The organism is Haladaptatus sp. ZSTT2 (genome assembly GCF_037081775.1).
GTDB lineage: Archaea > Halobacteriota > Halobacteria > Halobacteriales > Halococcaceae > QDMS2.
Map to the genome: position 1 here is coordinate 340102 of NZ_JBAMHQ010000002.1, position 21732 is coordinate 361833.

Consider the following 21732-nt stretch of genomic DNA (forward strand, 5'->3'; position numbering starts at 1 on the left):
ACAAAAGACTTTGCGCAGTGTGTACAATACTGGTCGGGACGATTGGTCGATAGGCAGGAAACTGTTATTGCCCCGGCGACATGCTCTCGGTCGAGGTTAATCGACACCACGCACCCGTGGCGTTACTTCTCAGCTGGCAGATGGCACTCAGGACGACGGCGCCACTCACGAGAATTGCCGCACCGAAAATGAGCGCGATACTCAGCATTTCCAACCACGCCAAACCGAGCGGTTCGGCTAGATTTTTCGCGGCGACGGCCACACTTCCCGCAAGTAACATTGCGGCGAAGTAACCTTTGATACCTTCTTCGGCGACGAGTTTCGTCGCGGCCGCACCGATACGAGCGCCGAGCGCACTCCCAGCGAGGAGTGCCCCAACGACTGGGAGGTTCACCGCACCAGCCTCTGCGTAAACGAACGCTCCAAATGCTCCTGAGATGGTGATCTGGAGGATGTCCGTACCGACTGCAATCGCCGCAGGGACACCAAACCCGTACATCATCGCAGGCATGAGGAGGAATCCGCCACCGACGCCGAGGAGCCCTGAGAGGACGCCAATTGCGAGCCCAAGTACGAAGATAATGGCTGCAGAGATGCGGATGTCACCTTTTAGCGTGACCATCGGTGGTATCTCAATGGATTGGACTTTTGTGGAGAGATCTACACCCACAGATTTGCGGTCGGTCGACCGTGCGTCGTGGAGCGTGAATAGACCAACAATCGCCAAGAGGCTTACGTAGGCGACGCTGATGACCACATCGATGACCCCGGTCGATTCGAGGTAGGTGATGACGTACTCACCTAATTTGATGCCAATGGTCATCGCGATGGTCATGATCGTCGCCAGTTTATAATCGACCTGCCCGTGGCTGCGGTGGCGAAGCGCACCGATAACGCTCGTCCCGAAGACGAAGGCCAGTCCACTCCCGACCGCTACTTTCGCTGGGTAGCCCATCACGAGGAGGGCTGGCGTGACGAGGAACGACCCACCCATGCCGAAAAAGCCGAACAGAATGCCGATGAGCAGGCCGAACCCGACGAAGATACCGACCATCACAAGGCTCAACCCGAACAGATCCATCATTGCTCACCTTCCAGTGTGGCTTGTATTTTTGGGCCAATCACGGTGGTCATCGCGCCGTACCCAACGTACAGTGCTCCGGCTTCGGCGAGGACGATTCCGACAGTTCTTACAGCGTGTGTCGACCCGGCTAACAACTCGAGTGCGACCAGTTTACTCATGGGTTTGGTTTATGTACAGCAGATTCATTGTTGGACAATCCTGTGGGCGTAGGCCTGTGCAGTTGTGTGTGCGCATTGTTTCAATTGGATGGGACTGCCTCGTCTGATCGAGTAGATCGCCAGTAGCCCTGGGCGTACGCGCCGAGGAACATCCCGGCGATAGCCCAGAGAATGGGAACATTACCGATGCCGACACTGGCATAGGCTGCCCCAGGACAGATTCCTGAGAGGCCCCAGCCACCACCAAACACGACTCCACCAACGACGACATTTCGGTCGAGGTTCTTGACCCTGCGTCTGTACTCACTGCCGGTCAACGGAGCTGACCCAAGATACCGAGTCGCGACTGCGAATGCGATGCCGGTCACGAGGGCAGCCCCGCCCATTACGAACAGGAGGCCGAAGTCCTCGAATTGGAGGAAGTCCAGAACGATTTCTGGCTTTGCCATACCGCTCAAGGCGAGGCCAACTCCAAAGATAATTCCCCCGATGTAAATGACCGGGAGGAACCACGGGCTCCGTCCAGTGTCACTCATGGCGACACCCCGAGTGCTTGGACGAGTTGTGCTGTCCCGATGGCGACAGCGAGGAACGTCGCGACGTTCACGAACGATGTGTTCGAGAGCGACCCGACGCCACAGACACCGTGTCCGGAGGTACAGCCCTTACCGAGGCGGGTACCCACGCCGACGAGGAACCCACCGGCGAGCAGTCGCCACCATTGGACATCAGTCGTCCACGCGCCTTGGCCTGATATCAGCGTGTAGATAGCCGCACCGCTAACGATTCCGACGGTGAAAACGACGCGCCAATTGCGGGAGGAGACGTACTTGTATCGGTTGAATCGCTTGACTTCTGAAACGTACGAGAGCGACGATTCAAGGAATGTACTCGCGCCAGCGATAATCCCGGTGGCGAGATAAATTGTCGCTGCACCGAGCCCAACGAGGAGGCCCCCGAGAAGGTACGGGGAAACCCCTCTCGGAAAGAGCTCTGAGAGTGCAACGAGCGGGGTGAGCATGTTCATATTAGTTAATCAGAGCTTCGTCGCTCGCGGCACAGTTGTTCGGCCCGAGTTCAAGGGTGAACGCTTCCTCGGCGTCTGCCGATTGGTGCCCGAGATTGGTCGCGATAATTTCCTCGTAATTCGCCGGTCGTGGTGGCATATCTGCGACGATGAACTCAACGAAGTCAGTTTCGTCCATCGAAAGTGCCGCCATCGAGGCCTTCAAATCACCGAGTTTTGCCGTGTACGTGCCGTCGTCTTGTGGCACCGCGGCGTCGCTGAAGTGTGCCGGCGCGATAATGGTCTCGTCAGGAAGGGTGAGAACGTTCTCAGTGAGACTTTCGTAGAGTGTACTCGCCGCGTGTTTTGCGGCGGTTGGATCTTCAAGGTCGGGCCGAGCTACGCTTTCAGTGAAGAGACCATCGCCGGTGAACAGCACGTTACCGACTTTGTACGCGGTCATGCCGGTCGTGTGGCCGGGCGTGTGGATGACTTTGATCGTACTGTCTCCCACTGAAAGTGTGTCGCCATCTCCGACCATCTCGTAGTCTACATCGTATTCGACTCCACGGTTCACGGCAGCTTCGGGGAGCAGTGGAGTTGCAGCCGACTCTGCTGCCACAGTGCGGATGCCAGAGATGTGGTCTGCATGGATGTGGGTGTCGAGGGCGTACTGAAGTTCTGCACCCATTGCGTGGGCGTCTTGTACGTATTCGTGGGCGAACGCTCGGAGCGGGTCGATAACTGCAGCTTCACCGTCTGAAACGATGAGATACGCGAGACAGCCACTCGATGGCCGGCGGTATTGGACTATCGTCGCATCCACATCGACATCGAGTTCGGTGTTCTCGTAGATGCGTGCCCAGCCATTCATCCCGTCTTCAAGGTGATTCACATCGTAGCCCTCGTCTTGGATGTTCTTTGCGACCAGTTCACTAGAGCCCCCTTTTGCACAGAGAACCGTAATCTGCTGCTCCTCGGGAAGTTGTGTGAGGAGAGCTTCTGGGATGTCGTCGAGGAGCTGGAAGTAGGGGTAATTTATGATCTCGACGGTTTCGCCGTCGATGTGCCACTCCGAAAAGTCATCTTCAGCGCGAGCATCGAGGAGGAACACCGGCGCCCCACTTTCGATGCGCTCTTTCAGCGCCATTGGTGTGATCGAATCGATTGCGTCCTCATTTTCATGGAGGTTGCGTTGCGCCATTGTTAGTGGCACATATCCGGAGACGGCGCATAAACCTTTGGATAGAATTGTGCAAGCCAATCAATATTGATTGGGAGGAAACGTCCCAAGAGCCTGCAAAAGGAGGTTTTGTAACTGAATACCGTTTCGGTTGTGCACCTATTCGGCACGGCTGTCGTTAGATATTTACGTCCCTGTCTGATATTGGGCAATGAACTCAATACCATGACGAACTACACCCCCACGAAGATCCTTGACGTGAAAGGACAGAACTGTCCAATGCCTGTCGTCAAGACGAAGCAGGCAGTCGATGGCCTCGAAGCAGGTGACGTACTAGAGGTTCTAGCGACCGACCCAGGAAGCATGAGCGATCTCGGCGGATGGGCAAAGACACAGTCAAACGCGGAACTTCTCGACCAGGTAGAAGATGGAGACGTGTACAAACACTATGTGCGCAAGACGGAGTAATCTATGAGTACCGACACAGATAGTCCTGAGAATTCGGTCGATGCCGACGCACTGAGTCGAGATGAACTCGAATCCCGTATTGAAAATCTCGAATCTCGCCTTCGTGATATCGAGGCCAAAGAAGCGGGCCCAAAGAAGATGTCCATCATCGCGACGAAGGGCACTCTCGACATGGCGTACCCACCGCTCATCCTCGCGAGTACAGCCGCAGCATTTGGCTGGGATGTCACAGTGTTTCACACATTCTGGGGACTCGATATTTTGCACAAGAAACATTCGAAGAACCTGAAGATGAGCTCAGTTGGTAACCCCAACACTCCACTGCCGAACATCGTCGCTGCGCTGCCAGGAATGGATCGAGTGACGACGAAAATGATGGAAAAGCAGATTGACGATAACAACACTGCCACCATCCAAGAACTCCTCGAGACTTCCCTCGAAATGGGGGTCGAATTCCAGGCATGTCAAATGACCATCGACCTGATGGGCTACGACGAAGATGATTTCTTTGACGGCGTCACGACCGGTGTTGGAGCCGCAACTGCAATTCAACAGATGGCTGATTCTGACATCCAACTCATGATCTGACTCACGTGCGTTGGGCGTTACGAGCCACCTGTATCACAGCAGCAGCCCAAGACGGTCGAAAAGACCGATGAGACAGTGTTACACTCGCCAGACCCTAAAAAAACGGACGCTAGATTGTGAATCTCACTCAGACAATCTCGTCAAGCTTTGCGAGTTCGATTCCATACTCGTCTTTTTCTGCGTGAATCGCTTCGAGAATCTCGACGGCGTTCGCGCCGTCGCCGTGGATGCAGATGGTGTCTGCGGGCATTTCAATCACTTCGCCAGACGGCGTCTCGATTTCGTCGTCGAGCGCCATGCTCACGAACCGTTCGACCATCAAGTCGGTGTCGCGCGGGCCAACTTTCCGCTCGACGATGAGACTCCCATCCGGACGATAGTCGATGTCGATGAAGCCTTCGAACACTGACCGCAGCTCGTCGTACTCTTGGGCGACGTTGTAGATGTTCATGTCGGTGGCGACGAACACGAGACTCGGGTCTACTTTGAGTAAGCCTTCGATGACCGCCCGGGTGTGGTCTGCACTCTGTGAGAGCATCGTGTACATCGCGCCGTGGGGTTTGACGTGTTGCATCGACAGGTCGTAGTAGTCAGCGAACACGCGAATCCCACCCAGCTGGTGGATGACGAAGTCGCGGAGTTCCTCGGGGGAGGCGTCCATCGTGCGCCGCCCAAAGCCCATTCTGTCCGGCAGCCCCGGGTGGACGCCGATGCCGACGTCGTGTTCTGCAGCGAGGGCGACCGTCTCGCGCATGACGTGTGGGTCGCCCGCGTGGTAGTCTGCGGCGATGTTCGCAGAGGTGATGTAGGGCATCACCCCTTCGTCATTGCCCATCTCCCAGTTTCCATAGCTCTCTCCCATGTCGCAGTTGATGTCCACTGAAACCATGCCAGTATCTCGCACGACATCCCAATTATAGCTTCCGCCTTCCCGTCCCAGTCTACAATCTGCGAATCAGCCGGGTGCGTGTCGAAACCATGTCACGAAGTGACAACCTATATGGTGACGCCCTGTGACCCTTAGATGATGAGCGCAGGGCCTCCCATCGACGAACTACACCTAGCAGACGCACCGCACCTCGAAACCTCGATTCCCGGACCCGAGTCGGATCGACTTATCGAGCGACAAAAGCGAATCGAAAGCAACGCCGTTGCCTATCCACGAAGTGTTCCCATCGCCCTCGACGCGGCGAAAGGCTCGACGGTTCGGGACGTTGATGGAAACATCTTCCTCGACTTCTTCGCTGGCATCGGCGTACTGAACGTCGGCCACTCGAACCCGTACGTCCTCGAAGGCGTCCATGAGCAGACGGAGAAAATCACCCACACGATTGATTTCCCCACCGAGACACGCCTCGACTTCATCGAGGCACTCGACGGGATTGCACCGGGCGGGCTCAAAGGAAACAACAAAGTTGTCTTCGGCGGCCCGAGCGGTAGCGACGCCATCGAAGGCTCCATCAAACTCGCAAAGCACAACACGGGCCGGACCGGACTGCTCGCCTTCGAGGGAGCCTATCACGGCTCGACTGGCGGGGCGCTCAGCCTCACCGCCGGGAAGAAGTACAAGAAAGGCTACGAGCCACTCCTGCCGGGGGTCGTCCACGCACCGTACCCCTCGACCGACGAAGAATGCGCACACGCGCTCGACCACATCCAGACGGTTCTCGAAGACCCCTACAGCGGGAAGGAGAATCCAGCAGGCATCTGGGTCGAGCCGATTCAAGGCGAAGGCGGCGTCGTCGTGCCACCCCAAGAGTTCCTGCCCGGCCTGCGCGACCTCGCAGACGACAACGACGTGATGCTCATCTTCGATGAGATTCAATCCGGCTTCGGGCGTTCGGGCAAGTGGTTCGCCTCCGAGTGGTCGGGCGTGACCCCTGACGCAATGACGATGGCGAAAGGCATCGGCGGTGCGGGCCTGCCGCTCGGCGCGGTCATGTATCACGAGAAGTTCGATACGTGGGGGCCGGGCGGCCACATCGGCACGTTCCGCGGCAACGTCCCCGCCATGCGCGGGGGCATCCGCGCCATCGAATACATCGAGGAACACGACCTGCTCGCACACGCACGCGACCTCGGCACCTACCTCAGAGACCGCCTCGCTGAAGCCACCGACCCCGCGACAACGGAGGTACGCGGCGAAGGGCTGTTCATCGGCGTCGAGATGTGGGACGAAGACGGAAACCCACTCTCAGACACGGTCAAGGCCATCCAGAAGTACTGCTACGAACACGGCGTGCTCGTCTGGTCTGCCGGTCGCTACGGCAACGTGCTCCGCCTGCTTCCGGCACTCGTCATGACCAAGGCGCAAGCCGAAGCGGGCATGGACATCATCACCGCAGGAATCGAGGCGCACACGTAGGGTAGTTCTCGATTTTCAGACCGCCACAAACCCACCGAAATTGTCTGCGACGGCGGATTTAAGAGACTCCCCGGAGAGGTGAGGGTATGACGAGACAGCGACTGCGCCGGGCGTCCCGTTGGAGGAGCGTACGATGAGCGAACCAGACCTCGCGCTCATGCGCGAGCAAGCAGCCAGATTCGCCTTCGACCTTCCAGATTCGGTTCTCGAAGAGCTGGTTTCGGCCGCGCTCGATGAAGCGGACGTTGACGAAACGCCGCCACCGACTGGCGAGAATCGCGGCCAGCAGAGTACGGACAACGAAAACGCCCTACTCGCCGTTTACGACGAACCGCGAATCGAGACGCCGGACGGGCCGCTTGCAGGCCAGACAATTGCGGTGAAAGACAACATCGCGGTCGCAAACCTAGAGATGACGTGTGGGTCTGCCCACTACTCGCTCGTCCCGACGTTCGACGCGCCCGTCATCGAGCGCCTGCTCGCGGCGGGCGGCGCGCTCGTTGGCAAGGCGAACATGGAGCCGTTCGCGATGGGTCCGACCGGCGAGTTCAGCGACTTCGGGCACGTAACGAATCCGACCGCCCCAGACTTCGTCGCAGGCGGGTCGTCGAGTGGGAGCGGTGCGGCTGTCGCCGCAGGAACCGTCGATATCGCGCTCGGAAGTGACACCGGCGGGAGCATCCGCATCCCCGCCGCGTGCTGTGGCGTCGTCGGCGCGAAACCGTCGCACCGACTCGTTCCACGCTACGGCTTCGTCGATTTCGCCCCGTCGCTCGACACGATTGGGCCGCTCACCCGCGATGTAGACACGGCGGCGCGCACCCTCGCGGCAATGGCTGGGCCCGACCCACGCGACCCAACTGTCGCTGGCACCGATCTCGATGGTATCGAAGGCAGCCTCACCGACTTTACAGACCTCACTGTCGGAATTCCGGATACGGCTTTCGACCGGGCCGAGAGCGCCGTCGATTCGACGGTTCGGGCGACCGCAGACCGGCTCGCGGACGTTGGCATCGAGACGAAACCCGTTTCCCTCGACTTGAATCTCGAACACGCCTATCTGAACATTGGGTCGGCCGAGTTCTGCTGGCTGCTCGCGGGCAACGGGGTCGTGCGCGGGTTTGGCTCCGGGTACAGCGAAGAACTCCGCGCCGCGTTCGAACGGGCGAGAGAACAGGGCCTTGGCGACCACGTCGCCCGTCGCATCCTTCCGCCAGCGTTCTTAGACGCGAAAACGGGAGGGAAAGCCTACGCTCGTGCCCGCAGAGACGGCATCGACTTCGCCGAACGACTCGCTGCGACCTTCGAGGACGTGGATGCACTCGTGATGCCGACCCTCCGGACGCTCCCGCCCGCAATCGGTGAGACGACGACGCGTGAAGATTTCCTCCCGCTCATTGGCAACACCGCGCCGTTCAACATCACCGGGTCGCCCGCCGTTTCGGTTCCAGTTGGGACGGTCGATGGACTGCCGGTTAGCGCGCAAGCCGTCGCACCGCAGTTCGATGACGCGACTGCGCTCCGGGTGGCAGCGGCGCTCGAAGTGGTTGGCGAATAGTCTCCAACAGTGGACAGTGGCCGTTTTGCCACTTCCCCACAGTGAACCTTTTTGTAGTGTCACGAGGTGACATACATATGCCTGTAGACACAGTCATCAGTGGGGGCACGCTCGTCACTTCGACCGACATGTTCGACGCGAGTCTCGCCATCGACGGTGGGAAAATCGTCGCCGTCGGCACCGACGAATCGATGCCGGACGCGGACGAAGTCGTCGATGCAAGCGGGATGCTCGTCATGCCGGGAATCATCGACCCGCACGTTCACATCGAAGACCACTTTTCGGTTGATACGTACGAAACGGGAACTGGGGCAGCCGCCCTCGGGGGCGTCACGACGTACATCGACTTCGCGTGGCAGGCGTGGGTTGGTGAGTTGAGCAACTACGAAGAAGAGGGCACCCTCATGGAGGGCATCGAGGAAAAGAAAGAGAAAGGCAAGAAGGCAATCATCGATTACAGCGTTCACGGCGCGCTCACGCGCCAAGACCCCGCCGTGCTCGATGAACTCGAAGACGCGGTGGAAGCGGGCGTTACCTCGTTCAAGATGTTCACGGCCTACGAAATCGGCCTCGACAACGGGTTCATGAACACCGTCCTCCAACGCATCGCGGAACTCGATGCCGTTGGCGTGTTCCACACCGAAGACCCCGACGTGTGCGACGAACTGACCGCGCAGTTCCAAGAAGAGGGGAAAGGCGACCCGACGTGGTATCCACAGTCGCGCCCCGACTACGCAGAGGCCATGGCTGCAGAGGACGCTGTGCGGATGGCGACCGAAGCCGGTGCGAAGTACTACGGCATCCACACGAGCTGTCGGAAGTCCGCGGACGTCCTCGAACAGTTCCAGGTCGATGGCTCGCTCGTCCGCGGCGAGACGTGTACCCACTATCTCGCCCTCGACGACTCGATTTACGGCGAACTCGGCAATCAGGCGATGATTGCGCCGCCAATCCGCAAGCCAGACGACAACGAAGCGATGTTCGAACACCTCCAGAAGGGCACGCTCGGCGTGGTCTCGACCGACCACTGTGGGTACAAACTGGAAGGAAAGAACGTCGATAACTGGTGGGAGAGCACCTTCGGCGCAAACGGCCTGCAAGCGAGCCTTCCGGTGGTTCACGACGAAGCGGTGAACAACCGTGGTTTCTCCTATCCGTTCCTCGTGCGCGTGATGAGCACGTATCCAGCCCAGACGTTCGGCCTCACGGAGAAGGGGTCGCTTGACCCCGGTTCTGACGCCGACATCGTCCTGTTCGACCCGAACGAGACGTACACCATCAAAGCAGAAGACAACGCCTCTGCGGCTGACTTCTCCATCTACGAAGGCAAAGAGGTCACCGGCCGCGTCAAGCAGACGTACGTCCGCGGCGAATGCGTCGCGAAAGACGGCGAGGTCGTTGGGTCGCCGGGCCACGGCGAGTTCGTCGTGCGCGACATTCCAGACTGGAGCGTCTGAGCCACCGACACCTGTCAATTTTTGTGCGAATGTGCCCCATAAATCACCCGCAGAGGGGACACTCTTTTATTGGTACGGAGTAACATGATGGTAGATGAGTAGCGTACACAAGCGGCCCGAAGCCGAGGAACCTGCGGAGGAACCGGTTCCGCAGTTTCCCCACGCGAACTGCGTCGCAGTCCGCGTGATGGCGAACGTCCTTGAATCGACGTTTGGCCCCCGGTCACGCGACAAACTGGTCGTCAACCAAGTCGCCACGCAACACGAACCCGAAAACGAAGGACTCCCGAAAATGGACGACTTCACCGTGGCGAACGACGGTGCGACCCTCTTGAACGCCCTTCCACTCGAACACCCCGTTGCGCCCATCGTCACGCGGATTCTCGGCCCGGAACGCCCGGGAGAAACGTCTGTCGAAGGCCAAGACATCCCCGACGGCGTCTCTGGAGGCGTTATTCTGACTGGGGCCTTACTGTCGAACGCCGAAGACCTGCTTGAACTGGGGCTGCACTCCTACGACATTCGACAGGGCTACGCCATCGCCCTCGAACAGGCGCTTTCTACCCTCTCTGCACACTCGAAGCCGCTCTCAGTATTCGACGACCCGGCGGCAACCGCCCACGCGATCGCGCGCACGGCGATGACGGGCAACGACATCGGCGGCCTCGCAGACGAGTGGGCGTCGCTCGCGGTGGCGGCAGTGGACGAAATCGGACGACCAACCGAGGAGACGTTCAGCGTTCGATGTCTCGGAGAAGGGTCGCTTTCCGACTCTCGACTCGTCCACGGAGCGATTCTCGACCGCAACACGCGCGCGAGCGACGAGATGCCGCGACACGTAGAAGAGGCGACGGTGCTCCTGCTCGACGGCCACAACTCGGGCGGGCTTCAAGACCCGAAATGGGACGAGAATATGGTCATGCAACTCGAATCGCGGAGCCAACTTGACGACTTAGACGCCCACCACGCCGCCCGCCGGAAGGCGGTGGTTGACCACTACGTCTCGCTCGGCGTCGATGTCGTCATCACGCGGCTCGGCATTAGTCAGGAGTATCAACGTCTGCTCGCGGATGCAGGCATCATGGGGATTCGGGGCGTGAGCGTCCTCGAAATGAAGCAGTGTGCGCGAGCCACGGGTGCGAGGCTTGTGCGTCACCCCGGCGACGTGTCTGCAGACGACCTCGGATACGCGGGGAGCGTCTCTGAGGTGCGCATCGAACCGCGACGCGGCCGCCGGAAGAACCGCTACATGACCGTCATCGACGGGTGTGAGGGGGCAAATGGCGTCGCTGCCGAAATTCACGGCGTCTCCGGCCAACCCGCAGACCAAGCCGCGACTGAACTCAGAAAGGCAGCCGCCGCGCTCGCTGCGGCTCGCGGTGAGGGAGGTGCAAAAACGGGCGTCGTTCCGGGCGCGGGTGCAATCGAACTCACGCTTGCGTCTGCCGTTCGTGGGCACGCACCGCAGGTTTCGAGCCGCGCACAGCTCGCCGTCGAGGCGTTCGCAGACGCGCTCGAACGTACGGTCGCGGCGCTCATCGACAACGGCGGCCACGACCGCCTCTCGGTGCTCGCAAACCTCCACGCTGCCCGTGCTGGTGGCGACACCGAAATCGGCTTCGTCTACCCGGACGGTAAGATATCGAACGCTGTCGACGCTGGCGTTCTCGACCCGACTGACTACAAACAACGCCTGCTCGTGACCGCTACCGAGGTCGCAGACCTCATCCTCCGCGTCGACGACGCGATTGACGCCACCTTCTCTGAGGAACCGGCCGGGCCGGGCGACGTCATCTACGAAGACCGCGCGGAGAACCACCTCGACTACTTAGAGGAAAATCCCGGCACGCGCTGGGACCGGTAACAACCGTTCGCGTTTTGCGGCGATTTCGGTGCGAACTTCCCCGTTTTACTCCGTTTCATGCACCATACTGCCGGTTTTCTCTGACTGAAAATGGCAAGTAATGTGACAACTCGGTAAAGACTTAACCAGTTTCACTGGGAATTACAGCCTGACGCATGACAAAAGCTACCGTTTGCCTATCGTACGATTTCGACGCCGTATCGACCTGGCTGTGGTCCTACGATTCGTGGGACGAACCAACCCGACACTCCCGCGGTGTGTTCGGTGCCGAGGTTGGCGCGCCACGACTGCTCGACCTGCACGACAAATACGACATTCCTGCGACGTGGTTCATTCCTGGCCACACCATCGACAGTTTCCCTGAGATTAGTGGAGAGGTTTGGGATCGTGGCTACGACATCCAACACCACGGGTGGAGTCACACTGGCCCAGCAACGTTCGAATCAGAAGAAGCAGAACGCGCAGACGTCGAACGCGCCGTCGACTGCATCGTTGATCTCACCGGCCGCAAGCCAACCGGCTATCGCTCGCCGGCATGGGACTTTTCTTCACACACCCTCGACATCTTAGAAGATATCGGCATCGAGTGGGATTCGAGCAAGATGGCTTCTGACTTCAAACCGCACTACACCTACGGCGGGTGGAGCGCCCCAGAAGACGGCCCATACGACCGCGGCGAACCAACCGACATTGTCGAACTCCCCGTCTCGTGGCAGCGCGACGACTGGCCGCCGTTCACGTTCACGTGGGCACGCCCACACCGCATGGGGTACGTCAGTGAAGATTCCATCTTCCAGCGCTGGTACGACCAATTCGACTGGATGTACGACAACGTCGATGATGGCGTGTTCATCCTCACGATGCACCCACAGGTTATCGGTCAGGGCCACCGGCTCATGCGCTTAGAGAAACTCATCCAGCACATGCAGACCAAGCCCGGCGTCGAGTTCAAAGAGATGGACACCGTCGCCACCGAGTTCAGAGAAGCGAACTAAACCCACGTCGAATTTTTTTAAACCGGGTTCCTCAGAGCGGTGCGACGATGTCACGAACACTCGGCTGGTCGCGCAGCGCGAGCAGTTTGTCGACCGTCTCTTCTGCGACCGATTCGGACACGGCTCTCGTCGCACAATCGATGAACTTCGCCCGCAGTTCGGCGTCTGAAAGCGGATTGTTCGGCGTTCCCGGCGGCTCGGTGAGCGTCGCTTCGTAAGTGTCACCGTCCGTTGTCGTCAGTTCGACGAGCACGTCGTTCGATTTGTAGGGCAGGCTCTCATCGACCTCGAAAATCGCTCGCTCGCGCACACGTTGTACCGTCTCTTCCCCGATAGCATCGTCTTCGAAGGCGTCGAGTGAAACCGTATCGAGCGCCACCGCACACGCGAGGGCGTACTCCATCGAAAACTTCGCTTCGAGGCCGGTCTGCGGGTCGGGATGTGAAAGCGCGTCGCCCGCCCCACCGGAAGCCGTCGATTTGATTTGTTCGACGTCTGCTGGTTCGATGTCGTGAGTCGACACGAGGTCTTGGGCAGCGGCAATGCTCGTGTGGGTGAAGTAACAACACGGGTAGGCTTTGATGCTAATGCCCGTCTCAACCAGTCGCCACGGGTCACCGGGTGGTTTCGCCACCCGCTCTGCCCCCGTTCCGTACCGGTCCCAGAACCCACGTGACCCGCTTACTGCGGCCTCGTCTGCGGTGAAGCCTTCTGCAGCGAGTTGCGCGGCGGTGACGCCGGAGCGCCCGGACAATCCCGCGTGCAACGGCTTCGTCATCGACCCGAAGTTTCGCTTGAGCCCAGAGGGCATTGAGGCGGCGATGTTGAGCGCGCGTTTCGTCTCCTCAGCAGACAGCCCGAGGAGCTGCGAGGCTGCCGCCGCCGCCCCGAACGTCCCGAACGTGGCCGTCGGATGCCAGCCGAGTTCGTAGTGGGTGGGGCTGATTGGCTCTGCGACGTAGCACTCGGCTTCGTAGCCTGCGGCGAACGCCGTGATGAGGTCTTTGCCGCTCGCGTCAAGTTGCTCTGCGAGGGCGAGTGCGGGGGCGACCATCGGAACGCTCGGATGGCCGTCCATGGCCCACGAGAGGTCGTCGAAATCGAGTGCGTGACCCGCAGTACCGTTTGCGAGCACCGCGTCTGCGAGTGCGGCGTGGGTTCCGGTTCCGAGAATTTTCACCCCGCCGTTTTCGGGTGCGGTCGGTGTGGCGATGGCGCTCGCGCGTTTGCCCGCGTCAGCGACGACGCCAGCGAGCGTGACGCCAACGGTATCTGCGAACGCTCGTTCGATGGTTTCGATGGTACTCTCGGGGACGTCCTTGTAGGACAACCCGGCGACGAACGTTGCGAGCACGTCTTCGGGAGTTTGGGTAGTCTCCGCTGACGACTGGGTCATGATAGTGGGTGTTTGGGCGAGGGTGGCTAAAAGATTGTGTCACCGAGCCACACAGCCCGCCGATTCAGGCGCGCAGTTCGGTGGTCGCAGCCATGTCGAGTTCGCCGTCTTCGATGACGACGCCGTAGTTCTCGCGGGCGTCTTCGACCGAGACGAGCCCATCGAGATAGTCCTCGTACACCTGTGCAGCGGGGCGCTCGTGTGGGTCGCCATAACCGCCACCGCTCGCGGTTTTGATGAGCACGCGGTCGTTCGCCTCGAACTTGTAACCCGATTCCTTCGAGTTCAAGTCGATGACTTCGCCGTCTGCTTTGATGTGTTTGAGGTCACCGTGAGTCCCCTCGCCGCCGCCGAACAGCCCGTGTGGGCGGTAGGTGTTCCCGTCGCCCTCCATCGTCATCACAGCGTTCGTGAGGAAGCGCGACTCGCGGACGATGCCGTGGCCGCCGCGGTGCTTGCCCGCGCCGTGGCCGTCCTCGCGGAGGTGGTAGCGTTCGACGCGCATCGGATGGGAGAGTTCGATGTCCTCGACCGGCCGATTTTTCGTGTTGTGAACAAGCGCGTCGACCGCATCGAGGCCGTCTGCGGCCGGGCGGCCCCCGTAGGAGCCTTCGTTGACTTCGAGATACACCCAGTATTCGCCCTTGTCGTCGGTGCCGCCGTAGCTGACGAAGTACACCTGTCCGCAGGTGCCGGCGCACACTTTGTCTGGTAAGGCGTCCGCGAGCGCCTTGATGATGAGGTCGCTCATCTTGTCCACCTGGTTGATGCGGGCGAACGCCGAGGTTGGCGGCGTCGGATTGAACATACAACCCGGGCGCGCCTTCGGATGGACCGGTTTGAACGTCCCCGAGTTCTGTGGCAGGTACTCGTCGCGCACGAAGGTGTCCATCAGCAGCGACCGGATGGTAAAGTAGATACACACGTCCGTAGAGCCGTGGAACGGGACGTTGTACCCCGTCGGCGTCTGGTCTGCGGACTCACTCATGTCCACCGTGATGTCGCTGCCATCAACGGTGACTTCGACGGCGATTTTCAGGCGTTTGCCACGATTGCGCCCGTCGTCGTCTAAGTAGTCTTCTGCGTAGTAGGTGCCGTCTGGAATCTTACGAATCTCGTTTCGAAGCAGGGCTTCTGCGTAGTCCATGAGCGCCTCACCGGCGTTCTGGATTTCTTCTAAGCCGTACTTTTCGACGAGCGCGAGATAGCGGTCTTTGCCCACGTTACACGAGGAAATCTGGGCTTGCAGGTCACCGATGACTTCGCGCGGGGTGCGCACGTTGTCCTCAATGAAGTTCCAGATTTCATCGACGCGTTCGCCCTCGTCGAACACTTTGGTCGCCCGAAAGAGGCTGCCTTCCGCGTACATGTCCTCTAAGTCGATGGCGAGGCCGGGCGTCGCAGAGCCGATGTCCAAGTGGTGAGCCGTGTTCGCAGACCATGCGATGTGTTCGCCCTCGTAGAAGATGGGGACGGCGACCGCAATGTCCGGCGAGTGGCTCGCGCCGTAGTGAGGGTGGTTGTGGATGAACACGTCGCCTTCGTTGATGATGTCCTCGCGTTCGACACCGCGCTCTTCGAAGGTGTCGTACATCCCCTGTAAGTAGCCAATGAGCGAGCCAACGTGCATCGGCGTCGAGTCGCTTTCACACAGCTCTCTGCAGTCGGTCGTGAAGATGCCTGCGCCCATGTCCTCGCTCTCCCTGATAATCGAGGAGTACGACGAGCGGATGAGCTTGTAGCCCATCTCTTGGGCAATCGTATCGAGTTCGCCGCCGATGACTTGCATCGTGACGGGGTCGATATCGCGGTCTTTCAGGATGTCTATCGCGCTGGTCTGTACCGTCTCGTCCTCTGGTCTGTCTGAACTCATGGTTCCCTCCGCAGTTGAATCGCACCGTTCTGTAACACCGTCGCCGTCCAGCCCGGATTGATGACGACTGTGCTGTCGAACTCGTCAACGATGGCTGGGCCGTCTATGACGTTCCCTGCGGTCAATTCGTCGCGGTCGTAGCGCGGGACGGTCAGTTCATCAGGTGCCGCAGAATCACCGAAGAACACCGTCGTTTCAGTTGTCTGTGCGTCGCTTGGGTCTTCGCCGCCTTCATCGACTGGCTTTGGTTCATAGGAGTGAATATCCCCGATGGCGGTCACGCGCATATTGAGCAGGACCACCGGGTCGGCCTCGAAGTAGTGACCGTACTCGGCTTCGTGTTTCTGCTCGAACTTCTCGCGCATGCGCTCGTGCCAGTCGCCGTCGGTCGAATCGAACTCGATACTCAACTCGTAGCCTTGGCCTTCGTACAGACAGTCGATTGTCCGCTCGAACTGCCAGTGAGACTCGTCGATTTCGTCGCGTTCGAGTTGCTCGCGGCCGTTCGCTTCGAGTCGGTCGAACGCCTCGTCGATGTACTCTGTGGACACGGTTTCGAGTCGCTGACTCACGGTTTGCTGGAAGTCGTATTTGACGTTCCCCGTGAGCAGGCCACGCGCGGAGGCGATGCCGGGTGACGGTGGAATGAGGACGGTCGAAACTTCGAGTTCCTCTGCGATGCTCGCCGCGTGCATTGGTCCTGCGCCGCCGAAGGCGACAATCGTGTACTCGCGTGGGTCGTATCCGCGCTGGACGGTCTGTTCGCGAATCGCCCGGTACATGTTCGTGTTCGCCACTTCGAGCGTGGCGAGGGCGGCGTGTTCTGGCGTCTCGAAGCGCGACTGGTCGACGCGCTCACACAGCTGTGTCTGGATGGCGTTCACCGCGAGCTTCTTGTCGATGTCGAGGTTGCCGCCGAGGAAGGCGTCGGGGTCGATGCGGCCGAGTGTGAGTTGTGCGTCGGTCGTCGTTGGCTGGTCGTTGCCCAGTCCGTAACACACCGGTCCAGGGTCTGCACCCGCGCTTTTCGGGCCGACGTTGAAGCCCATCGCGCCGTCGAACCAGGCGATTGACCCACCACCCGCCCCAATTGTAGCGATATCGAGCATCGGGACGATGGCCGGATAGCCACCGACCATGCTGTCGCGGGGGTCACGTTCGAGGACGCGACCCGGAACCACGGAGATGTCCGCGCTCGTCCCGCCCATGTCGAGCATGATGAGATTTGGCTGGTCGACGGACTTTCCTTCGAACTCAGCCGAAAGCACCCCGGCGGCCGGGCCGGAGACGAGTGTCGTCACTGGCTGTTCGGCCACATTCTGGAGGCTCGCCATCCCGCCGTTCGACTGCATGATGAGGATTTCTGCGTCGAAGCCTTCCTCAGTGAGTCGGTCTTGGAGGCGTGAGAGATACGTGGACATCACGGGTGCGAGGCGGGCGTTAATCGCCGTGGTCGTAAAGCGCTCGAACTCACGGAACTGTGAGATGACTTCGTGAGACGTCGAGACGAACAGGTCGGGATAGTGTTCCTCGATGAGTTCCTTCGTCCGCGCCTCGTGGGCAGAATTCAGGTATGAATGGAGGTAGCAGACGGCGACCGATTCGACGCCGTCGGCCACGAGTTCTTCGACTGCGGTCAAAACCTCATCTTCGTCAAGCGGGGTGACCACGTCACCAGGTGGATGGATTCGCTCTGTGACTTCCTTTCGGTGGCGTCGTTCGACGATGGGTTGTTCTTGCCACTGAATCGTTTGCTGCAGCGAGAAGCTGTGTGGCTTGCGGTGACGTCCGATGTGGAGGATGTCTCTGAACCCACGCGTCGTGAGCATTCCGGTCGTCGCACCTTCGTGTTCCAAAAGCGCATTCGTTGCGACGGTCGTTCCGTGAAGAATCTGGTCGACTTCGCCCGGTTCGATGCCCGCGAGCTTGCAGATTTCAACGATGCCAGTCACCGTCGATTTCGACGGGTCGGTTGTAGACGGTGTTTTATAGATAAATTCGTCCTCGTCCGTGACAAGGATGACGTCAGTGTTCGTCCCACCAACGTCCACCCCGATGCGTACACTGGCGAGGCTACTACTGGTACTGCTTGACATACACATACCCACCTTATCGGTCATCCACATAATCGTTTCTCCCCGGGTGATGACACGTCTACCCGCTCCGCACGGGTTTTTCGTGGAGAACCGTCTCCGCCCGGAACCCCAGACGACCATTTATGTCGTGGTGTCGTGTCGGTACTATCGTGAGCCACCATGCCAGAGACGACTGTAACTGAACTCACGACGGAAGTAGAGTGGCGCGCCGCCTACCCCGTCATGGCCGAACTCAGACCGATACCCGAAGAACAGTACATGACCTACCTGCGAACCATGGCCGACGAGGGGTATCGCCTGTTCGGATTGTTCGAAGGCGACGATCTGCTCGCGGTCGGCGGTGTACGGATTTCAACGACGTTCTATCACGGTTCGCACATCTGGGTGTACGACCTCGTAACCCGCGAAGACCGCCGGTCTGAGGGTCACGGCGAGACACTGTTGGCGCACTTAGAGCAATGGGGCGCAGACCGTGGCTGTGCAGTCATCGAGTTGGCATCCGGTCTCTGGCGCGACGACGCCCACCGATTTTACGAAAACAGGATGGACTACGAGCGCTACTGCTACACCTTCAAAAAAGACTTACACGAATAACACGACTCTCCGATATTTGGTAGCGTTTCCCGTGGGCACCTTTATCATGTAGTTCTGCCAACTTGGTGGCAGACAGATGATTGAGCGAATTCTCATCGCCGTCGGTGAAGAGCGCATGAATATCGAGGAACTGACCGAGCGCGCGGTCGAAATTGCGGCCGCGTTCAACGCGCACGTCACGCTGTTGCGGGTGTATTCAGAATCCGAGTTCAAACACCTCCTCTCCGACTTTAAGTACGACTCGGCAGACCCCTCCGATATGGCAAAACGAAACACCGTGGTCAGCCAAGCCGCGCGCATTGTGAGTGACGCCGGGCTAGAGCGAACCGTCGTCGGCCTTGTTGGCAACCCGGCCCACGAAGTCGTCGACTACGTCGATACCCACGACATCGACCATGTGTTCATCGGTGGCCGGAAACGGAGCCCGACCGGCAAGGCGCTGCTCGGGAGTACGAGCCAAGACATTATTCTCGGCCTTTCCGTTCCGTGTACCGTGTTCCAACTCGGCTAATCGCGCGTCTGCAGGCGGATTGCTCCCCGTTGACCCACTCACATTCTTCAGATAATTGTCTGAAATTTGTCCCAAAACATTAAAGCCACTGTTGGCGATTCACCAATCATGAGTGCGCTTAGCAAAGGCGAGGATATCATTTCCATCTCCTCACTCGAAAAGTCCTTTGCAAACGAACAAGTACTACGGGGAATCGATTTCACCGTCAAACCCGGCGAGTTCTGTGTCGTCGTTGGACCGAGTGGCAGTGGAAAATCGACCCTGCTCAAATCGATTGCAGGCGTCGTTTCGTTCGACAACGGCTCGATTCGTCTCGACGGCGAGAATGTCGACGACGTGCCCGTCGAAGACCGAAATCTGGGCTACGTGTTCCAAGACTTCGAAGAACGGCTCTTTCCGCACATGACCGTTGGCGAAAACGTCGCGTTCGGGCTTCACCAATCGGACGAGTCGTTTTCCGAGGCCGAGATTGACGAAAAGATAGACGAGGTCCTCGACATGCTCGCCATCGGTGAAACCAAAAACAGCAAGCCCTCAGAGCTGAGTGGTGGCCAACAACAGCGCGTCGAACTCGCCCGTCAGCTTGTCCGTGAGTGTGACGTGATGCTCTTAGACGACCCGCTTGCAGACCTTGACTACAAGCTGCAAAAGCGCATGGAGTTGGAGATGCGCCGCATCCACGAGTCCATGGGGAGTACGTTCGTCTACGTGACCCACAACCAGGACCAGGCGCTCAAGCTCGCGGACAAACTCGTGGTGATGAACCACGGGATGATAGAGCAAGTCGGGACGCCTGACGAAGTGTACCGCCGCCCCGAAACCGCCTTCGTTGGCCGGTTTATCGGTGACTCGAACCCGCTGCTCGGAACCGTCCGTGAAACCACCGCGACACATACCGTCGTCGACACGCCACAGGGCGACGTAGTCGCTGAGGCACACAACGGCCCGTTCCCCGATGGCACCGAGACGATGGTGCTCATCCGCCCGGAGAATATCACCATCGGCAACGAAGCCGCAACGAAGGAAAACACGTTCGCCGCAACTGTCGTCGGCAGAACCTACACGGGCGAGGAAACGGAGTTCAGTGTCTCGATTGGCGAGGATACAGAAGAGTTCCAGATTGTCGTGACCGGCAACGTCCCGCTCGAAGCGATTGGCGACCAGACGACGATTGGCTGGGACGCCACAGACGCCATCGCCTACGATACGCTGAGCGTAGTCGATACCGTGACCGTCGATGACCTGATGGAGGTGTAATCGTGTCCAACACAAATCTCGAAAATCAACCGCACGCAAGTACCGCCGAAGACCGTTCTGACGTACTCCGAGTCGAAGACCTGACGAAAATTTACCCCGATGGGACGCTCGCTGTCGACAGCATCTCCTTTAGCATCAAAGAGGGCGACTTCTGTGTCGTCATCGGCCCCTCTGGCTGTGGGAAATCGACCACGCTCCACTCGCTTGTCGGGAAGATCAAGCCAACCGAAGGCAGCGTCATCTTAGACGGCAAGGACATCACGAACACGCCAACGTACCACCGCGACATCGGCCTCGTGTTCCAGGATTTCCAGCTGTTCCCCCACCTCACCGTGGCCGAGAACGTCGTCTACGGCTTAAAACGGATGAAGCTCACAGAGGACGTCATCGACGAACGGCTCGAAAACGTCCTCGAGATGATGCAGCTCCACGAACTGCGCGACCGCCAGCCCCGCGAACTCTCCGCCGGGCAGAAACAGCGCGTTGCCCTCGCCCGCAGTCTGGTGCTCGAACCGAAGCTGCTGTTGCTCGACGAGCCGCTTGGCGACATGGACTACAAACTCCAAAAGAAAATGGAGCGCGAGCTGCTGCGCATCCACCGCGAACTCGACACCACCTTCGTCTACGTGACCCACGACCAGACCCAAGCGATGCGGCTCGCAGACCAAATCGTGGTCATGAACGGCGGGAAAATCGAGCACTCCGGGCCGGTCGATGAAGTGTACAACAGACCGAACACCGCGTTCGTCGCGGCGTTCGTCGGAGACTCGAACCTGTTCGATGGCGAACTCGTCGCGCTCTCAGACGACGAAACCCGTGCGACCATCAAGACCAAACTTGGCGAGTTCACGGTGAGCACCGACAACCTCGAATCCGAGCCGAGTTCGCTCGTCGGCAAGCGCGTTCCGTTCGCCGTGCGTCCACAGTACCTCTCGCTCGACGATAAAGCCGAGAACACCATCGAGTGTGCGGTCAAAGACGTGCTCTACCAGTCTGGCTCCGGTACGCAGATGATTCTCACTGCGACGACCGAGGAGGGAGAAACCGAGGAGATTCAGTTAAAATCCGAGGAGAAGCTCACCGTTGACAGCGACCGGGTGACGGTTGGCTGGGACGCAGCAAACACCATCATCTTAGAACGGACGAGCGTGTTAGAAGACATCGACCTCGAAACCGACATCCTCGGCAAGTAACTGGCAGCCGGCGGACGGTTTTCGACTGGATTTTATCAATCGCGTTTCAGGTGAGACGCGACGTGCGTGCTAACCGTACACAAATA

At 59.4% G+C, this 21732-nt stretch carries 20 protein-coding genes; 11 read left to right on the top strand and 9 right to left on the bottom strand.

Annotated features, from left to right (window positions below; genetic code table 11):
• Window positions 1–64: 64 nt before the first annotated feature.
• From V5N13_RS16405 to V5N13_RS16420, 5 genes are all read right to left on the bottom strand, one after another.
• Window positions 65–1081 (bottom strand): sulfite exporter TauE/SafE family protein, encoded by a 1017-nt coding sequence (locus V5N13_RS16405; protein ID WP_336361739.1) that lies wholly within the window; start codon window positions 1079–1081, stop codon window positions 65–67.
• Window positions 1081–1242: a DUF7512 family protein gene (locus tag V5N13_RS17205; protein WP_442905108.1), complete on the bottom strand. Its 162-nt coding sequence runs from the start codon at window positions 1240–1242 to the stop codon at window positions 1081–1083. The genes V5N13_RS16405 and V5N13_RS17205 overlap by 1 nt, the downstream gene beginning before the upstream one ends.
• Window positions 1243–1322: 80 nt before the next feature.
• Window positions 1323–1778, bottom strand: coding sequence for a DUF6691 family protein (locus V5N13_RS16410; RefSeq protein WP_336361684.1), 456 nt, complete (start codon window positions 1776–1778; stop codon window positions 1323–1325).
• Window positions 1775–2269 carry a YeeE/YedE family protein gene (locus V5N13_RS16415; RefSeq protein WP_336361685.1) on the bottom strand — a complete coding sequence of 165 codons (495 nt, stop codon included), beginning with the start codon at window positions 2267–2269 and terminating at the stop codon, window positions 1775–1777. The genes V5N13_RS16410 and V5N13_RS16415 overlap by 4 nt, the downstream gene beginning before the upstream one ends.
• A 1-nt stretch (window position 2270) precedes the next feature.
• Window positions 2271–3452 (bottom strand): MBL fold metallo-hydrolase, encoded by a 1182-nt coding sequence (locus V5N13_RS16420; protein WP_336361686.1) that lies wholly within the window; start codon window positions 3450–3452, stop codon window positions 2271–2273.
• A gap of 204 nt (window positions 3453–3656) precedes the next feature.
• On the opposite strand from V5N13_RS16420, the gene V5N13_RS16425 reads away from it, so the two are divergent.
• The gene (locus V5N13_RS16425) at window positions 3657–3899 is read left to right on the top strand and encodes a sulfurtransferase TusA family protein (RefSeq protein WP_336361687.1); all 243 of its coding nucleotides are present in this window, start codon (window positions 3657–3659) and stop codon (window positions 3897–3899) included.
• A gap of 3 nt (window positions 3900–3902) precedes the next feature.
• Entirely contained in the window at window positions 3903–4487 is a 585-nt protein-coding gene (locus V5N13_RS16430) for a DsrE/DsrF/DrsH-like family protein (RefSeq protein WP_336361688.1), read from the top strand.
• 127 nt (window positions 4488–4614) lie between these two features.
• On the opposite strand, the gene V5N13_RS16435 is transcribed toward V5N13_RS16430, so the two are convergent.
• Window positions 4615–5376, bottom strand: a complete 762-nt coding sequence (locus tag V5N13_RS16435) for a LamB/YcsF family protein (protein WP_336361689.1) — start codon at window positions 5374–5376, stop codon at window positions 4615–4617.
• A gap of 138 nt (window positions 5377–5514) precedes the next feature.
• Here V5N13_RS16435 and V5N13_RS16440 point away from each other — a divergent pair, with 138 nt between their 5' ends.
• The 5 genes from V5N13_RS16440 (at window position 5515) to V5N13_RS16460 (ending at window position 12726) form a co-directional block, all read left to right on the top strand.
• Window positions 5515–6852, top strand: a complete 1338-nt coding sequence (locus tag V5N13_RS16440) for an aspartate aminotransferase family protein (RefSeq protein ID WP_336361690.1) — start codon at window positions 5515–5517, stop codon at window positions 6850–6852.
• A gap of 133 nt (window positions 6853–6985) precedes the next feature.
• The gene (locus tag V5N13_RS16445) at window positions 6986–8410 is read left to right on the top strand and encodes an amidase (RefSeq protein WP_336361691.1); all 1425 of its coding nucleotides are present in this window, start codon (window positions 6986–6988) and stop codon (window positions 8408–8410) included.
• Window positions 8411–8487: 77 nt separating this feature from the next.
• Window positions 8488–9867, top strand: a complete 1380-nt coding sequence (locus V5N13_RS16450) for a dihydroorotase (RefSeq protein WP_336361692.1) — start codon at window positions 8488–8490, stop codon at window positions 9865–9867.
• 94 nt (window positions 9868–9961) lie between these two features.
• Complete coding sequence (locus V5N13_RS16455) at window positions 9962–11731, top strand: TCP-1/cpn60 chaperonin family protein (RefSeq protein WP_336361693.1); 1770 nt, start codon at window positions 9962–9964, stop codon at window positions 11729–11731.
• Window positions 11732–11886: 155 nt separating this feature from the next.
• Window positions 11887–12726: a polysaccharide deacetylase family protein gene (locus V5N13_RS16460; protein ID WP_332900130.1), complete on the top strand. Its 840-nt coding sequence runs from the start codon at window positions 11887–11889 to the stop codon at window positions 12724–12726.
• Between the two features lie 31 nt (window positions 12727–12757).
• On the opposite strand, the gene V5N13_RS16465 is transcribed toward V5N13_RS16460, so the two are convergent.
• The 3 genes from V5N13_RS16465 to V5N13_RS16475 all read right to left on the bottom strand — a co-directional run bounded on the left by V5N13_RS16465 (window position 12758) and on the right by V5N13_RS16475 (window position 18091).
• Entirely contained in the window at window positions 12758–14122 is a 1365-nt protein-coding gene (locus V5N13_RS16465; RefSeq protein WP_336361694.1) for an MmgE/PrpD family protein, read from the bottom strand.
• Between the two features lie 64 nt (window positions 14123–14186).
• Window positions 14187–15995, bottom strand: coding sequence for a hydantoinase B/oxoprolinase family protein (locus V5N13_RS16470; protein WP_336361695.1), 1809 nt, complete (start codon window positions 15993–15995; stop codon window positions 14187–14189).
• Complete coding sequence (locus V5N13_RS16475; RefSeq protein ID WP_336361696.1) at window positions 15992–18091, bottom strand: hydantoinase/oxoprolinase family protein; 2100 nt, start codon at window positions 18089–18091, stop codon at window positions 15992–15994. The genes V5N13_RS16470 and V5N13_RS16475 overlap by 4 nt, the downstream gene beginning before the upstream one ends.
• A gap of 159 nt (window positions 18092–18250) precedes the next feature.
• On the opposite strand from V5N13_RS16475, the gene V5N13_RS16480 reads away from it, so the two are divergent.
• The 4 genes from V5N13_RS16480 to V5N13_RS16495 all read left to right on the top strand — a co-directional run bounded on the left by V5N13_RS16480 (window position 18251) and on the right by V5N13_RS16495 (window position 21646).
• A complete protein-coding gene (locus V5N13_RS16480) occupies window positions 18251–18685 on the top strand; it encodes a GNAT family N-acetyltransferase (RefSeq protein ID WP_336361697.1) in 435 nt (144 codons plus the stop codon).
• A 76-nt stretch (window positions 18686–18761) separates the two neighbouring features.
• Window positions 18762–19196 carry a universal stress protein gene (locus V5N13_RS16485; RefSeq protein WP_332900125.1) on the top strand — a complete coding sequence of 145 codons (435 nt, stop codon included), beginning with the start codon at window positions 18762–18764 and terminating at the stop codon, window positions 19194–19196.
• Between the two features lie 108 nt (window positions 19197–19304).
• Window positions 19305–20453 (top strand): ABC transporter ATP-binding protein, encoded by a 1149-nt coding sequence (locus V5N13_RS16490; RefSeq protein WP_336361698.1) that lies wholly within the window; start codon window positions 19305–19307, stop codon window positions 20451–20453.
• Between the two features lie 2 nt (window positions 20454–20455).
• The gene (locus V5N13_RS16495) at window positions 20456–21646 is read left to right on the top strand and encodes an ABC transporter ATP-binding protein (RefSeq protein ID WP_336361699.1); all 1191 of its coding nucleotides are present in this window, start codon (window positions 20456–20458) and stop codon (window positions 21644–21646) included.
• Window positions 21647–21732: the final 86 nt, after the last annotated feature.